Origin of the sequence: Pseudomonas kitaguniensis, from assembly GCF_049199985.1 — a bacterium.
Classification (GTDB): Bacteria; Pseudomonadota; Gammaproteobacteria; order Pseudomonadales; family Pseudomonadaceae; genus Aquipseudomonas; species Aquipseudomonas kitaguniensis.
In genome coordinates this window covers 139,731-154,445 of record NZ_JBLZPT010000004.1, presented here as the reverse complement: position 1 = coordinate 154,445, position 14,715 = coordinate 139,731, and the positions used below count along the sequence as shown (strand labels likewise).

The 14,715-nt window shown below is 60.0% G+C and carries 10 protein-coding genes, 4 tRNA genes and 1 pseudogene; 9 read left to right on the top strand and 6 right to left on the bottom strand.

What is annotated here, in order from left to right:
• Positions 1 to 208: 208 nt before the first annotated feature.
• Complete coding sequence (gene pyrF / locus ACOZK9_RS07845) at positions 209 to 907, top strand: orotidine-5'-phosphate decarboxylase (protein ID WP_421555593.1); 699 nt, start codon at positions 209 to 211, stop codon at positions 905 to 907.
• A gap of 182 nt (positions 908 to 1,089) precedes the next feature.
• Here the strand turns inward: pyrF and ACOZK9_RS07840 are convergent, their stop codons facing one another.
• Positions 1,090 to 2,094 carry an NADP-dependent oxidoreductase gene (locus ACOZK9_RS07840; protein ID WP_099239182.1) on the bottom strand — a complete coding sequence of 335 codons (1,005 nt, stop codon included), beginning with the start codon at positions 2,092 to 2,094 and terminating at the stop codon, positions 1,090 to 1,092.
• A 227-nt stretch (positions 2,095 to 2,321) separates the two neighbouring features.
• Here ACOZK9_RS07840 and ACOZK9_RS07835 point away from each other — a divergent pair, with 227 nt between their 5' ends.
• From ACOZK9_RS07835 to ACOZK9_RS07825, 3 genes and pseudogenes are all read left to right on the top strand, one after another.
• Positions 2,322 to 3,083 (top strand): SDR family oxidoreductase, encoded by a 762-nt coding sequence (locus ACOZK9_RS07835; RefSeq protein ID WP_058411696.1) that lies wholly within the window; start codon positions 2,322 to 2,324, stop codon positions 3,081 to 3,083.
• 202 nt (positions 3,084 to 3,285) lie between these two features.
• Complete coding sequence (locus ACOZK9_RS07830) at positions 3,286 to 4,698, top strand: aminotransferase-like domain-containing protein (RefSeq protein ID WP_122249579.1); 1,413 nt, start codon at positions 3,286 to 3,288, stop codon at positions 4,696 to 4,698.
• A gap of 113 nt (positions 4,699 to 4,811) precedes the next feature.
• Positions 4,812 to 6,780 (top strand): annotated as a pseudogene (locus tag ACOZK9_RS07825) (methyl-accepting chemotaxis protein).
• A gap of 38 nt (positions 6,781 to 6,818) precedes the next feature.
• Here ACOZK9_RS07825 and ACOZK9_RS07820 read toward each other — a convergent pair.
• Positions 6,819 to 7,631, bottom strand: a complete 813-nt coding sequence (locus ACOZK9_RS07820) for an alpha/beta fold hydrolase (protein WP_421555592.1) — start codon at positions 7,629 to 7,631, stop codon at positions 6,819 to 6,821.
• Positions 7,632 to 7,745: 114 nt separating this feature from the next.
• Positions 7,746 to 8,516, bottom strand: coding sequence for a hypothetical protein (locus ACOZK9_RS07815; protein WP_058411692.1), 771 nt, complete (start codon positions 8,514 to 8,516; stop codon positions 7,746 to 7,748).
• Positions 8,517 to 8,874: 358 nt separating this feature from the next.
• Between ACOZK9_RS07815 and ACOZK9_RS07810 the strand changes: the two genes are divergently transcribed.
• The 5 genes from ACOZK9_RS07810 to gltS all read left to right on the top strand — a co-directional run bounded on the left by ACOZK9_RS07810 (position 8,875) and on the right by gltS (position 10,699).
• A tRNA-Glu gene (locus ACOZK9_RS07810) sits at positions 8,875 to 8,950 on the top strand.
• 3 nt (positions 8,951 to 8,953) lie between these two features.
• Positions 8,954 to 9,029: transfer RNA gene (locus ACOZK9_RS07805), tRNA-Gly, on the top strand.
• A gap of 105 nt (positions 9,030 to 9,134) precedes the next feature.
• A tRNA-Glu gene (locus ACOZK9_RS07800) sits at positions 9,135 to 9,210 on the top strand.
• A 3-nt stretch (positions 9,211 to 9,213) separates the two neighbouring features.
• Positions 9,214 to 9,289: transfer RNA gene (locus tag ACOZK9_RS07795), tRNA-Gly, on the top strand.
• Between the two features lie 198 nt (positions 9,290 to 9,487).
• The gene (gene gltS, locus ACOZK9_RS07790; RefSeq protein ID WP_058411691.1) at positions 9,488 to 10,699 is read left to right on the top strand and encodes a sodium/glutamate symporter; all 1,212 of its coding nucleotides are present in this window, start codon (positions 9,488 to 9,490) and stop codon (positions 10,697 to 10,699) included.
• A gap of 78 nt (positions 10,700 to 10,777) precedes the next feature.
• Here the strand turns inward: gltS and ACOZK9_RS07785 are convergent, their stop codons facing one another.
• The 3 genes from ACOZK9_RS07785 to ACOZK9_RS07775 all read right to left on the bottom strand — a co-directional run bounded on the left by ACOZK9_RS07785 (position 10,778) and on the right by ACOZK9_RS07775 (position 14,703).
• Complete coding sequence (locus ACOZK9_RS07785) at positions 10,778 to 12,517, bottom strand: dipeptidase (protein ID WP_421555591.1); 1,740 nt, start codon at positions 12,515 to 12,517, stop codon at positions 10,778 to 10,780.
• 264 nt (positions 12,518 to 12,781) lie between these two features.
• Positions 12,782 to 13,999, bottom strand: a complete 1,218-nt coding sequence (locus ACOZK9_RS07780; RefSeq protein ID WP_421555590.1) for a phospholipase D-like domain-containing protein — start codon at positions 13,997 to 13,999, stop codon at positions 12,782 to 12,784.
• Between the two features lie 56 nt (positions 14,000 to 14,055).
• Complete coding sequence (locus ACOZK9_RS07775; RefSeq protein ID WP_421555589.1) at positions 14,056 to 14,703, bottom strand: MotA/TolQ/ExbB proton channel family protein; 648 nt, start codon at positions 14,701 to 14,703, stop codon at positions 14,056 to 14,058.
• Positions 14,704 to 14,715 lie beyond the last annotated feature (12 nt).

The window sequence follows — 14,715 nt, the reverse complement described above, 5'->3', positions numbered from 1 at the left end:
GGCTGGAAGTGCTGAACGGTGGGTCATGCGGGCGAGGCTAGCCTTGGGGCGTGTTGGGGGCATGTCGTGAATGTATCAGCTTTGAAACAATTACCCTGGATCACCGTTGTAGCGCGGTTGGTCAGTATTTACCGATCATCGGATCCCGCAATGGCGCGGCTTGCGCTACAATCCGCGCCGATTTCGACTTGCCTGAGAGCCCATTCCAATGTCCGTTTGCCAGACTCCTATCATCGTCGCCCTGGATTACCCCACTCGTGACGCCGCACTGAAGCTGGCTGACCAGTTGGACCCGAAGCTTTGCCGGGTCAAGGTCGGCAAGGAACTGTTCACCAGTTGCGCGGCAGAAATTGTCGGCACATTGCGTGACAAAGGTTTTGAGGTGTTCCTCGACCTGAAATTTCATGACATCCCGAATACCACGGCCATGGCGGTGAAAGCGGCGGCCGAGATGGGCGTGTGGATGGTCAATGTGCATTGCTCCGGTGGCTTGCGCATGATGAACGCCTGCCGTGAGGTGCTGGAGCAGCGCAGCGGGCCGAAGCCTTTGCTGATCGGTGTGACGGTGCTGACCAGCATGGAGCGCGAAGACTTGGCCGGTATCGGCTTGGATATTGAGCCTCAAGAGCAAGTTTTGCGGTTGGCGGCACTGGCACAAAAGGCTGGCCTGGATGGTCTGGTGTGTTCGGCGCTGGAGGCTGAGGCGTTGAAGACGGCGCATCCGTCGCTGCGACTGGTGACGCCGGGGATTCGCCCGGCGGGCAGCGCTGTGGATGATCAACGACGTATTTTGACGCCGCGTCAGGCGTTGGATGCGGGGTCGGATTATTTGGTGATCGGGCGTCCGATCAGCCAGGCGGCGGACCCTGCGAAGGCGTTGGCGGCGGTGGTTGCCGAGATTGCCTGATCGCTGAGTGTGTTGGTTGAATTGAATACACAGCAGATTTGCTTTTGCTTTTTGTGGGAGCGGGCTTGCTCGCGATGCAGGCGCCTCGGACCATCAGGCGTACCGGGTTGATGCCATCGCGAGCAAGCCCGCTCCCACACAAGCAGCTCCCATACTGGCCCGCCCTCGGTTTGAGTGAGCGGTTAAACCTTCAGCACCAGTTTCCCGAAGTTTTCACCGTTGAACAGCTTCATCAAGGTCTCCGGGAACGTCTCCAGGCCTTGCACGATGTCTTCCTTGCTCTTGAGCTTGCCCTGCGCCATCCACCCGGCCATCTCCTGCGCTGCCGCGGCAAAGTTCGCCGAGTGGTCCATCACCACAAACCCTTCCATGCGCGCGCGGTTAACCAGCAGCGACAAATAGTTAGCCGGGCCTTTGACCGCTTCTTTGTTGTTGTATTGGCTGATGGCACCGCAAATCACCACGCGGGCTTTAAGCGCCAGGCGGCTGAGCACAGCGTCGAGAATTTCGCCGCCGACGTTATCGAAATACACGTCCACGCCTTTGGGGCATTCGCGCTTGAGGGCGGCAGGCACGTCTTCGCTTTTGTAGTCGATGGCGGCGTCAAAGCCCAACTCATCCAGCAGGAACTTGCATTTGTCGGCGCCACCGGCAATCCCGACCACGCGGCAGCCTTTGATCTTGGCGATCTGCCCGGCAATGCTGCCCACCGCACCGGCGGCGCCGGAGATCACCACGGTTTCCCCGGCCTTGGGCGCGCCGGTGTCGAGCAAGGCAAAGTAGGCGGTCATGCCCGTCATGCCCAGGGCTGACAGGTAGCGCGGCAGCGGCGCAAGTGTCGGGTCGACCGTGTAGAAACCACGCGGTTCGCCGACAAAATAATCCTGCACGCCCAACGCGCCGTTGACGTAGTCGCCGACTGCGAATTTGGGGTTGTTCGAAGCAATCACTTTGCCCACGCCCAGCGCGCGCATCACTTCACCAAGGCCGACAGGTGGAATGTAGGATTTGCCTTCATTCATCCAGCCACGCATTGCCGGGTCCAGCGACAGGTATTCATTCTGCACCAGTACTTGCCCATCACCTGGCGTGCCCACCGGCACTTCCTGGTAGGTAAAGGTTTCCCGCGTGGCCGCGCCGACCGGGCGTTTGGCGAGCAGGAATTGGCGATTGGTCTGGGCAGTCATGGCAAGCACTCTTTATAAATGAACCTGAGTGATAGCCCTTCAGCGCGTTGAGGGCAAGGTTTTGCAACCGCTGCGAATGGCCGCCGATAGACGTGGCTGATAGTTGGCCGGGCGGCTTTATCACCGCGATCCATACGGTGCCCACCGGGCTTCTGATAGTGCTGACGCGCGTGCCCTCGCGTTGGCTAGACTCGGCCCACGGCTATTTCTTGCAGAGGACATCTCCCATGAGCATGACGTTTTCCGGCCAGGTCGCCCTGGTGACCGGCGCCGCCGCCGGTATTGGCCGCGCCACTGCGTTGGCGTTCGCCGCAGAAGGCTTGCAAGTCGTGGTCGCCGACCTGGACGCGGCGGGCGGCGAGGGCACGGTCGGGCTGATCCGCCAGGCCGGTGGCGAGGCTGCGTTTGTGCGCTGTGACGTCACGCTGGAAGCGGATGTGCAAGCGTTGATGGCCCAGACCGTCGCAGCCTTCGGTCGCTTGGACTATGCGTTTAACAATGCCGGTATCGAGATCGAGAAAGGCAAGCTGGCCGACGGCAGCCTCGACGAGTTCGACGCCATCATGGGCGTCAACGTCAAGGGCGTGTGGCTGTGCATGAAGTATCAGTTGCCGCTGCTGCTCGCCCAAGGCGGCGGGGCTATCGTCAATACCGCGTCGGTGGCAGGGCTGGGCGCCGCGCCGAAAATGAGTATTTATGCGGCGTCCAAGCATGCCGTGATCGGCCTGACCAAGTCGGCGGCCATCGAGTACGCGAAGAAAAAAATTCGCGTCAACGCGGTGTGCCCTGCGGTCATCGACACCGATATGTTCCGTCGGGCCTATGAAGCTGATCCGCGCAAGGCTGAGTTTGCCGCTGCGATGCACCCGGTTGGGCGCATTGGCAGCGTCGAGGAAGTCGCCAGTGCAGTGCTCTACCTGTGCAGCGACGGCGCCGCGTTCACCACCGGCCACGCGTTGGCGGTGGACGGTGGCGCGACGGCTATCTAGGACACCACGTCACGGCCTATTCGAAAAGGCGAGGGGCGTTGTGGGGCGTTTCCAGGGCTGGCAAAAGGCCGCGCGTGAATGTGTATCAGGAGGTAAATAAGTCAATAAAATCAATACTTTAATGGTTTTTACGGCCAGTTTTTACGGGCTTCTGTGCTTAACTGTTTTGGGTTGAATAACAGACAGTTGAAGTGAGTGGCTCATGGATTTAGGGATCGATCGACAAGCCCTTGTACCGGTGGTGCAGCAAATCGTCAGCGCGGTGGCGCAATGGATTCGCACAAGCGAGGCGAGCCCAGGCACGCGCTTGCCGTCTGTCCGTCAATTGGCCCTCGACAACCTGCTCAGCCAGTCCAGCGTGATCGAGGCCTGTGAACGGATGGTTGCGCAGGGGTTATTGGTGTCAAAACAAGGCTCGGTATTTGCCGTGGCCGAGCCGCGGGTTTCGCATGAAAGCCACTGGTATGAAGGCGCCGAGCTGGGCTGGGGCGTCTATGTCGACAGCCCGTTGGGCGAGTTGAACCTGGGCTGCGGCTGGTTGCCGGATGCGTGGCGCGAAAGCGATGACCTTTGTTATGCCATACGCGAAATCAGCCGCACCGACACTGCCGGCCTTTTCAACTACAGCACGCCGTTAGGGTTGCCGGCGTTGCGCGAGCAACTGCTCAAGCGGCTGACCCGGATCAAGGTGGCCACCAGCCTCGACCGCATCCTCACCACCCATGGCGCCAGCCACGCACAGGACTTGCTGATACGCACGCTGCTCAAGGCCGGTGATACGGTGGTGGTAGAGACGCCGGGGTACGCCAACCTCTATCGCCAGTTGGAGCGCCACGGCGTCAAGTTGCTGGAGGTTCCGCGCACCGTGGGCGGCCCGGATATTCCGGTGCTGGAGACGCTGCTGCAAAGCCATCGTCCCAAGTGCCTGTTCATCAATTGCCTGTACCACAACCCCACCGGCACCAGCCTGTGCCGTGCGGTGGCCGAGCGTCTTTTGCAACTGGCGCGCAGCGAAGACTTCCTGATCGTTGAAGAGGACGTTTACGGCGACTTGCAGCACGCCAGTTGCACGCGGCTTTCGGCGCTGCCGCATGATGACCGGGTGATCTATATTTCGAGCTTTTCCAAGACCCTCAGCAGTGCGTTGCGCGTGGGTTACCTCAGCGCCAGCACGGCCATCATCGCGCAACTGGTCAGCCTCAAAACACTCACTGGCATCGGCACTTCACGCTTCGCCGAAGCCGTGGTCGCCACGTTGCTGGCCAATGGCACCTACCGCAAGTGGGTACAGCGCCTGCGCAAGCGCCTGAACACGCAAATGGCGTTTACCTTGCAGGCGCTGGAGGATGAGGAATGGGAAGTCTTTGCTGTGCCTGCCGGCGGCATGTTTGTGTGGGCACGCCCTGGCGTGGGCGACCCCGCGCGGTTGCAGGCGTGCGCACGGCGACTCTGCGTTTTGTTGTCGCCGGGGGCGCTGTTCAGTCCCAAGGGCGAACACAGCCACTGGCTGCGGATTAATGTGGCGTATGCCGCCGATCAGCGTGCGCTGGCGCTGTTCCGCGCGCTGGGGCCAGCCAAATCGACCTCGACCATTCTGAAAACGACGGGAGTGTAGCTTTTTGCCATTATTGTGGCGCCAACGTCTTGTGTCGGTGGCCTGTGGTTGCGAATCTCGCGGCACGCAAATCAGGCTTGATGGCATCCGCCATTGCAAGAGGATTCCAGGCAATGATACCGGCCGTGCAACGACGTTTCGCCAACCTCGGTATGGCGAAAAAACTGGCCTTGGGTTTCGCCCTGGTGCTGCTGCTGACGGCCTTGGTGGCAGCCATTGGTGTGGGCTCCCTGGAAACCATTGGCCAGCGTTTCGAAGGCCTCAACGCGATGTCTTCGCTCAACAGCGGCCTGTTCAAGGTGCGCTTGATCGAACAGGATTACGCGCTGCACGCTGACCCCAAAGCCGTTGAGGCGCTGCATGCAAGCGTCGACGCCTTGGCCGCGCTGGCCGCCAGCCTGAAAGCCCAGTCGTCCGCCAATGTGCCAGTGATGAGCGAGGTTGAACAGGCGCTGGCAGCTTATCGCAAGGCGTTCGACGAGTTCGTCGAGCTCACCCAAGCCAAAGAGCTGGCGCTGGAAATGGCCAGTTGGTCGGTGTCCAGCGTCGCCAATAACCTTGACGTGTTGCAGGCCGGCCTCGCCGACGATGGCACCTATGCGCTCAAAGAAAGCCAGGGTAAAGACGGCGCCGAATTTATCCTGCAGTCGGGGCAGATCAGCCAGGTGTCGCGGTTGATGTTGCAAGCCATGAACCAAGCGCAGGTGCGCCTGGATCAAAGCCGCAAGGCTGATGCAGACGACGCCGGGCAAGGCAAGATCGAACAGGCTGACCAGGCGCTGGCTCAGGTTGGAACGACTGAAAACGTCGGTAACGGACGCGGGTTATCAGACTGTGCTCAACGAAGTGTCCGGGCACATCGCCGCGTTCAGCGAAAAACTCGGCGAATACACCGGGTTGCTGGCGCAGGAAAAAGGCGTCTACAAACAGCTGCATGAGCGTGCCGATCAAGTGGTCAGCCGGGTTAACCAGGCGTATGACGCCGAAGATCAGTCGATGCAGGTGCAACTGAAAGAAAGCGCGTTGTTGATTATTGGCTCGTCAGCCCTGGCGCTGTTGGTGGGCTTGATCGCGGCGTGGGTAATAACCCGCTTGATCGTGACGCCGCTGCGCAGTGTCATCGCAGTGGCGCAACAGATTGCGGACGGCGACCTGAGCGGGCGCATGCAGGTCAGTCGTGGTGATGAGATCGGCCAATTGATGCAGGCCATGCACCAGATGGGCAGCGGCCTCAGCCACATGGTCAGTGGGCTGCAGGCGGGAATCGAGCAATTGGCCAGTTCGGCGCATTCGTTGTCCAGCGTCACCGAACAAACCAATGCCGAAGTCAGCAGCCAGAAGGAGGAGACCGAGCAGGTCGCCACGGCGATGAACCAGATGACGGCCACCGTGCATGACGTGGCGCGCAACGCCGAACAGGCCGCGCAAGCCGCGCAGACAGCGGATCACAAAGTCGAAAGCGGCCAGCAGGTGGTGCGCCAGAGCTTGCAGCGCATTGAGCAGCTCGCTACTTCCAGCAGCAATGCCAGCGTCAGCATCGAAAGCCTGAGTGCAGAAATCCACAACATCGGCAGCGTGTTGAGCGTGATCAAAAGTGTGGCCGAACAGACCAATTTGCTCGCCCTTAACGCGGCGATCGAAGCGGCGCGCGCAGGCGAGCAAGGCCGTGGTTTTGCGGTGGTGGCCGACGAGGTGCGGGCGCTGGCCAAACGCACTCAGCAATCGACCGAGGAAATCGAGCAACTGGTGAGTACCTTGCGCGGCGCGGCGCAGTCGTCGGTGCAGCAGATCCAGCAGAGCGGCGAGCTGGTGAAACTGGCGGTCAGCGACGCGCTGGAAGCCGAGAGCGCGTTGGGCAGCATTGCCGCAGCGGTGTCACTGATCCAGCAGATGAACCAGCAGATAGCCGCAGCGGCCGAGCAGCAAAGCTCGGTCGCCGAAGAGATCAACCGCAGCGTCACCAGTATTCGCGCGAGCGCCGATCAATCGGCGTTGAGCATGCAGGGCAATGCCGCGTCGAGTATCAAGTTGGCGCAGTTGGGGGCGGAGCTCAAGGGCATGGTGGGGCACTTCCGCCTTTGATCGCCGCAACTGGCGACGATCAAAGGGCAGGGCGGCTATCAGGCGTTGTTGGCGAGGAACGTCAACAGCGCTTCGTTGACGAATTCCGGGTTCTCGCGGGAAGAGATGTGCCCTGCGTCGGGAATCAGGGTCAGGCCGCAACCAATCAGGTCCGCCATTTCTTTGGATTCGGCAGGTGGTCGTGGCTTGTCCTGCTCGCCGCACATGACCAGCGTGGTGTCGGGGTCCAGGTTCGGCAATTGGTCGAGGATGTCGGTGCGGCTGAATATCAGACGGCCCAGCGGCACCACGCTCTGCCGCAGGCGCTCTGCGGAAAAGGCCTGCAACGCCTTGCGATAGTCCTGGTACAGCGCCGATTGACGATCAATCTCGGGGCGGAAAAAGATCGGTGCGATCACATCCAGCAGCGACTCAGGGATAGTGCCGGCGTCTTCGATCATCTTGAACAGCGAGAAATAGTACTGCCGCGTAGGCTCGGGTTCGGCGCCGAGGTAGGTGTCCATCAGCACCAGGCTGTTGATGCGCTCAGGTGCCAGTAACGCCAGGCGTGCGCCCCACATGCCGCCGACCGACAAGCCGACCAAATTGATGTGCGCAAGGTCGAGGTGGTCCAGCAGCGCCAGGGTTTGGCGCGCCAAGTCATCCAGGGATCGGGTGTGAGCCGGCAGCGGGCCGGATTCGCCATGGCCCCACAGCTCGGGGGCGATCACCCGATACCGGTGCGACAAGGCTTCAATTTGCGGGGCCCACATCTCGCTGCCCCACAGGTAGCTCGAGCCCAGCACGACAACCGGGCCAGTGCCCTGGTCAACATAGTGCAGCGGTTGTCCATCAATCACGGCGACAGGCATAGCAGGCCTCTAACTTCATGGAGTGAGGTGCACTTTTTTACGCTAGTCGGCAGCGGGAGGATAGATGCAAAGTGATGGCATGTGGCGAGGTGGCTCGCCACACAAGGCGCGGGGTCAGTCGTAGATGGCTTTCTTTTTCCACTCGGCGTCGGCGTCGACCACCTTGAGGCCTTCGGTCAGTTCGTTGACTTCGTCTTCGACGGGCTCGCTGTTGGTCAGCACTGTGGAGTTGGCGCGTGCCAGTTGGTTCTCCAATAACTGCAATTGCGCACTGTAGAACACCGGCTCCGGCTGCTTGCGCAGGTACTGTACGCCGCGCTCAAACGCCAGACGTGCCTGGCCAGGCTGGCCTTGCACCAGGGCGTGTTGGCCCAGGTTGGTGAAGAATTCGATGTGCAACAGCACCAGGATATGCCGAATTTCCTTGATCCAGTGCTTGGCCTCATTGGCCGGCAGGAAACCGTCCTGGGCGGCGCGGGTGACTTGACCGTGCAGGGCTTCGAGCAAAAACCGCACATCCTTGGCCTTGGCTTCGGTCTGGATCGGCGCGGGCGGGTTGTTCACCGGAATCGATTCGCCTTGCGCGATCAGTGCATTCAACTCAGCAATACGCGCCTTGAGCGGTGCGCTGGATTTGTTGATGTTCAACAGTCGCTGATTAACGTTGAGTTCCAGGCGCGTCAACAACAGCTTGAGCTTGGTGGTCATTAACTGGCCAGGGAATGTCTCGGTGATTTCACCGCAGCGACGCAGCCGATCGTTAAGCTCGATCTCGGTGCGCTTCTTTTCCAGTTTGTTGTTTTCCACCACGTGGTTCATATAGCCAATGGCGATCAATATTACGATCCCGACTATTACCAGCAGGGTGATCATGAGTGGTGTCACCGGTGTGACCTCTTTATAGGGTTTGTGGTGGAGTGTAGTGACTGGGCCATCCGGCGGATAGAGTTGTTCGACCAGTTGCCCAGGTAGTTTCTTCTATATAGGTAATCATTGGCTCGATAGGTGCACATTGCCATCATTTGCCTGCGGCAACTATAGCGTCTTGTTGGACGCCAGAATATAGGCGCCAAAGCCCGGGCGGGCGGAATGCCCGTGCAGGCCGGTAAAGCTGGGCGAAGTCATTGATTTAAATAAATTTATCCATGGGGGTTGACGACCTTTAAATCCATCCATAGAATGCGCGCCACTTACAGCGTAAAGCACACAGCGAAACGCGGTAGGGAGTGAATGTTGTACGTGTGTCCCCTTCGTCTAGTGGCCTAGGACACCGCCCTTTCACGGCGGTAACAGGGGTTCGAGTCCCCTAGGGGACGCCATATGCGGGAATAGCTCAGTTGGTAGAGCACGACCTTGCCAAGGTCGGGGTCGCGAGTTCGAGTCTCGTTTCCCGCTCCAATTTTTAAGCAGTGTTGCCCTCGGGCGGCATTGAGTGAAACCAGGGTAACGTCTTCGGACGAGGCCTCTGGGCACTGAAATACACACCATGTGTTTCAGTAGCGTGTCCCCTTCGTCTAGTGGCCTAGGACACCGCCCTTTCACGGCGGTAACAGGGGTTCGAGTCCCCTAGGGGACGCCATTTGCGGGAATAGCTCAGTTGGTAGAGCACGACCTTGCCAAGGTCGGGGTCGCGAGTTCGAGTCTCGTTTCCCGCTCCATATTTAACGAAAACGCCGATCAGTGATGATCGGCGTTTTTGTGTGTGCGGCTTTTTCTCCCGGCGCGTAGGGCAGGTTGTGAAGTGCGTAGGAATTGTCTGTAGTTTCCTCTGAGTGTCGTCGAGTGGGTGTTTACCCGTTCAGCGACCTCTACTCTGGCCAGTCCTTTTGCCCTGTTCACTTCAGAGAACTGCCCAGATGCTTCAACTCGATTTTTATTCCACGCTGGTCGCCGCCTCTTTAGTGCTGTTGCTGGGGCGTTGGCTGGTGGCCCGAATCGGCTTTTTGCGGACTTACAGCATTCCAGAGCCGGTTGCCGGTGGTTTATTGGTTGCCGCGTCACTGCTTGTGTTGCGCGCAGTGGCGGGTATCGAAGTGCGATTCGACGCTTCATTGCAAACGCCATTAATGTTGGCGTTTTTTGCCTCCATCGGCCTGAATGCCGACTTTGCCAGCTTGAAAAAAGGCGGGCGTGTATTGGGTATGTTTCTGCTGGTCGTGACGGCGCTGCTGGTGTTGCAAAATGCCATGGGCATCGCGTTGGCCAAGGCCTTGGGGCTGGACCCATTGATGGGCTTGCTGGCCGGCTCCATCACCTTGTCGGGTGGGCACGGCACGGGCGCGGCGTGGGGCGCAGTGTTCAGTCAGAAGTATGGCGTGGCGTCGGCGTCTGAACTGGCAATTGCTTCGGCGACGTTTGGCTTGGTATTGGGCGGGTTGATTGGTGGTCCGGTCGCGCGCTTGCTGATCAAGCGTGTGCAGGTGCCGGCGATTGAGCAGGCGCAAGCGCGCCAGCCGGAAGGTTTTGAGCGGCCCGATCAGGAACGCACGATCACCGCGTTCTCGTTTATCGAGACGCTGGCGTTGCTTGCGATCAGCCTGCAGGTCGGCACCTGGCTGAGTGGTTTGATTCGGGGCACCGCGTTTGAGTTGCCGACCTTTGTGTGTGTGCTGTTCGTCGCGGTGCTGTTGCGCAACGGCCTGTCGGCGATGGGCTGGCGTCAGGTGTTTGAGCGTGAGGTGTCGTTGCTGGGCAATGTCAGCTTGTCGTTGTTTTTGGCGATCGCGTTAATGTCACTCAAGCTGTGGGACCTGGCGGCGCTGGCATTGCCGATTGTCATTCTGTTGGCTGCACAGGCGTTATTGATGGCCCTGTTCGCGATTTTCGTGACGTTTCGGGTGATGGGCAGCAACTATGATGCGGCGGTGCTGGCGGCAGGTCATTGCGGTTTCGGGTTGGGCGCCACGCCCACCGCGATTGCCAACATGCAGGCGGTGACTCAGCGCTTTGGCCCCTCGCAGATTGCCTTTCTGGTGGTGCCGATGGTCGGCGCGTTTTTTATCGACATCACCAATGCGGTGGTGATCAAGCTGTACCTGGCGCTGCCGTTCCTTGGCGCGGCAGGCTGATGCAGGTGATCAATGAAAACGCCGATCAGCGATGATCGGCGTTTTCATGCAGCGCGCAACAGCAGGCGCAATGGTTAGTCAGAGCGTCGGCAACTGCCCGACACGGCCCATCATTTCGGTGACGATCTGCAAATCGAGCAGGAACTGCTCGACGGTCTTGAACTCACCGTCGGTGTGCCCGGTGTACTTCACCTCCGGCCGCGCCAGGCCAAATTGCACACCGTTGGGCAGGTCATGCACGGAGGTGGCGCCGGCGGAGGTGCCGAACGTGTGTTGCATGCCGAGGTTTTCGCTGGCAACCGCCAACAAGGCTTTAACCCACTCACCTTCAGGGTTGCGGTACATCGGCGCCGCCACCGAGTAGGTGAAGTTCACCTCGATTTTGGAGGTTTTGTCCCAGGCGCTCAGCTTGTCGGCGATTTCGGTTTTGAGTGTCTCTGGGGACTTGCCCTTCGGCACGCGCAGGTTCACGGCCAACTTGAAGGCTTTGTCATCCTGCCCGACAAAGGTCAGCGAGGCGGTCAGCGGCCCCATGAATGCATCGGAGAAGCCCACGCCCAACTGGCCACCCAGGTAATCCAGGCCCCAGTTGTCGGACGCATAACGCGCGGCGTCGGTGATGTGGTTGTGCTTGAGCGCGATCTTGCCATCGACGCTGTGGATCAACCCGAGCATGCGCGCCACCGGGTTGACGCCCGATTGCGGCGCCGATGAATGCGCAGATACACCGGTGACCGTCAACGTGACGTCTTTGCCGACCACCTTGGCGGCCACCTCGAAATCGCCGCCATTGCGCTTGGCGTACTCGGCACCGGCAGTTTGCAAGCTGGCCGCCAGCTCGGCCGGTGTGTCGCTGACCAGCGTCGCGACTGACGCCGATGGAATCTGGTTGGTGGCCATGCCGCCCGTCATCGCGATGATTTCCGCGCCGTTACCGACGCCCTTGCGCACCGGGAAACTCGCCATAACGGTGCCGTAGCCTTTCTCGGCGATGACCACCGGGTAGCCGCCATCCAGCGCCAGGTTGTATTGCGGCGTGGGGTTGCGTTCGAAGTAGTAGGGGATCGCGTCGCCCATGGTTTCTTCGGTGGTGTCCACCAGCAGCTTGAAGTTACGCGCCAGCGGCAGCTTCTCTTCCTTGATCACCTTCATCGCGTACAGGGCAACCACGATGCCGTTCTTGTCATCCTCGGTGCCGCGGCCATACATGCGGTCGCCGATCAGCGTGACCTTGAAAGGGTCGAGCCGCGTACCGTCGTTCAGCACCCAGTTTTCCGGGGTTACCGGCACCACATCGGCGTGAGCGTGGATGCCGACCACTTCAGTGCCGCTGCCTTCCAGGGAAATTTCGTACACGCGGTTGTCGATGTTACGGAAGTTCAGGTTGAAGGCTTTGGCCAGGCTCTGAATCTTGTCGGCGATCTTGAGGAATTCCGGGTTTTTGTACTGCGGCAGGCCATCGATATTGAAGGTCGGGATTTCCACCAGTTCGCGCAGGGTTTCGAGGGCGGCTTTGCCGTACTTCACCCGCGTGTAAATGCCCAGTAGACGATTGATTTCGTTCTGCTGGTCGGCGGTCAGGGTTTGATGGGCGAGAAAGGCGCTGATGGCCGGTCCCGCGTCGCCGGTTTTGCCCAGGTCGCCCTTGGCCAGAGCGCCGAGGAAACCGCGAAAATCAGTGACCGAGGTATCGCTGAAATGTTTGACGATGGTGGCGCTTTGTTCTGCGCTGATGTTGGCAAATGCTGGGGTGGCGACTGCCGAGAGGCTGGCGCTAAACAGTGCGATAGCCAGGCTTTTTTTGATAGGGAAGTGCATTGCTGACGGCATTCCTTTGCGAAGTTAGAGTCGGAGATTTCTGATCAATATGTCAGAAATATTTCCACACACTACCATCACCAGGCGTGGGATAGGGAGGCCTTGAAGCAGGAAAAATTCTCCGGGCTGTAGCGATTCAACTGTGGGAGCGGGCTTGCTCGCGATAGCGGTGTGTCAGTTGAACAATACTTGTCTGACCCGACGCTATCGCGAGCAAGCCCGCTCCCACAAGAGAGGTTGGGTGTGTGGGGGAGCTGGTATCGGTCAGGGCTTGCCAGGATGCGGCTCCGGGTAGTGCGCCATCACTTCCAGTGGTTTGGCATACGGCCCGTCCCACAATTGCTGATGCAGTTCGCCGATGCGCTTGGCCATTGCGTCGTCGTGCATCACTACTTCCAGGTTGCGTGAGTTATCCAGGTAACCGCCGAGCCAATTACTGGTGCCGACCCAGGCCACGTGCCCGTCGATGTCCATGGTTTTGCTGTGGATCACCCGCGCATACGGGATAAAACCTTGCCTGGCCTCGGGCAGCGTGACGATTTTGACCTCTACGTTGGGCAGCACGGCCAGGCTTTTGAGGTAAGGCAGTTCCAGCGCGTCGGTGTTCCAGTTGGACACCATCAGCTTGATCGACACCCCACGCGCTGCGGCCGCGCGCACGGCGTTGTCGATTACCGCGTAGTACGGGCGGGTTTTGTCCGGCCCGTAGGACAGCGGTGCGTAATCAAGCAACTGCACTCGCACCTCTTTTTTCGCTTCGCTGAGCAAGCGCGGCAGTTCCAGTTGTGAATCGCCCACGCCGGGCGGGTTGTAGCGTTGCGGGCTGGCGACCAAGTAGTTGCCGGTGCGCGCAGGCTCTTTGCCGGCCGCCGGTAAAGGCACGGGGGTGTGTTCGGCGAGCGCCTGTTGCGCTTGCCAATCTTGATCGAAGATCGACTGGACCTGGCTCACCACCGTCTTGTCAGTGATCAGCAGACCGGTTTCGTGGATGTGTTCCAGCGAGCGCCAGTCGAAATTCTGGCTGCCGATAAACGCCTGGTTGGTGTCCACTACCATGTATTTTGCGTGGATGATCCCGCCACTCAGTTGCGCGTACGCCAGCACACGGAAGGTCAGGTTGGGGATCGCGCGCAAGCGTTGCAGGGTGGCGGCGTCCGACAGCTTGATGCCTTTTTCTTCGAGCAAAAAGCGAATCTTCACACCGCGTTTGCCGGCGGCTTCGAGGTGCTCGATGACCTTGTCCATCACCGAACCTGGCTGGTCGGCGGCGTAGAACTGGCCGATATCGATGCTGCTTTTGGCGCTGTCAAACAACGCGGTCCATACCGGCCCCGGTTGGCGCAAATCGGCGGTGCCCAGCGTGGTGTCCACCGGCACGGTGTGCACCAGTTCAAACCCCGCAATTGAAAAGTCCGCCTGGGCCAGCGGACTGAGCAGCAAGCCGGCAAGGCCTGCGATACGCAACTTCATCGAAAGGGGCATGGGCGTCTCATCGGGCAAAAAAATGGCGGGCGCAGGCAGCGCCCGCCAGGGGAGGGTCAAGCCGTGCGGCTGTGCAACACGGTCGGCACCAGGTGCGGTACTTCACCCTGTACACGTGCGCCGGTGGCGGCGCGAATCAGCAGGATTTTCAGCTGGTCGTTGATGCGCTCCAGGCTGTCCTGGAAGAAGTTGTGGAACACCACGCAGAACAACGCGATGGCGATACCCAAACCGGTCGCGAACAAGGCCGTGCCGATACCACCGGAGATCTGGCCCGGGTCGGACACGCCGGCACTGGCCAGCGCCTTGAAGGTGTCGATGATGCCCAGAATGGTGCCCAGCAGCCCGAGCAATGGCGCGGCAGTGGTGATGGTTTCGATGATCCAGAGGCTGCGCGACAACGGCGCGCGGGTCTTCAGGTACTGGGTTTCGATTTCGTCGTCCAGGTCCTTGCGTGAACCCTGCGACGCCTTCTGTGCCAGCACCGGCAGCACCATTTTCAGCGGCAGGCTGTCACGGCGCGTCAGGCTTTGCGGCAAGTCGCGCTCACTGTGCACATTGGCGCCGAGCACGTCGGTCAAGGCCCGCGCTTGACGGCGTACGTAGGCGAAGTAAATACCGCGTTCGATGCTGATAAAGATCGCAATCGCCATCGCGGCGTACATCACATAAAAGGTGATGTCGTGAAGCAGGTTCATGTCCATGATCTATTACCT

What these genes read in the sequence shown, in the direction of transcription:
- ACOZK9_RS07780 (WP_421555590.1), bottom strand. Translation starts at nt 13,999, where the DNA reads ATGCCCCTTTCGATGAAGTTGCGTATCGCAGGCCTTGCCGGCTTGCTG.
- ACOZK9_RS07785 (WP_421555591.1), bottom strand. Translation starts at nt 12,517, where the DNA reads ATGCACTTCCCTATCAAAAAAAGCCTGGCTATCGCACTGTTTAGCGCC.
- ACOZK9_RS07830 (WP_122249579.1), top strand. Translation starts at nt 3,286, where the DNA reads ATGGATTTAGGGATCGATCGACAAGCCCTTGTACCGGTGGTGCAGCAA.
- gltS (WP_058411691.1), top strand. Translation starts at nt 9,488, where the DNA reads ATGCTTCAACTCGATTTTTATTCCACGCTGGTCGCCGCCTCTTTAGTG.
- ACOZK9_RS07840 (WP_099239182.1), bottom strand. Translation starts at nt 2,094, where the DNA reads ATGACTGCCCAGACCAATCGCCAATTCCTGCTCGCCAAACGCCCGGTC.
- ACOZK9_RS07820 (WP_421555592.1), bottom strand. Translation starts at nt 7,631, where the DNA reads ATGCCTGTCGCCGTGATTGATGGACAACCGCTGCACTATGTTGACCAG.
- ACOZK9_RS07775 (WP_421555589.1), bottom strand. Translation starts at nt 14,703, where the DNA reads ATGGACATGAACCTGCTTCACGACATCACCTTTTATGTGATGTACGCC.
- ACOZK9_RS07835 (WP_058411696.1), top strand. Translation starts at nt 2,322, where the DNA reads ATGAGCATGACGTTTTCCGGCCAGGTCGCCCTGGTGACCGGCGCCGCC.
- pyrF (WP_421555593.1), top strand. Translation starts at nt 209, where the DNA reads ATGTCCGTTTGCCAGACTCCTATCATCGTCGCCCTGGATTACCCCACT.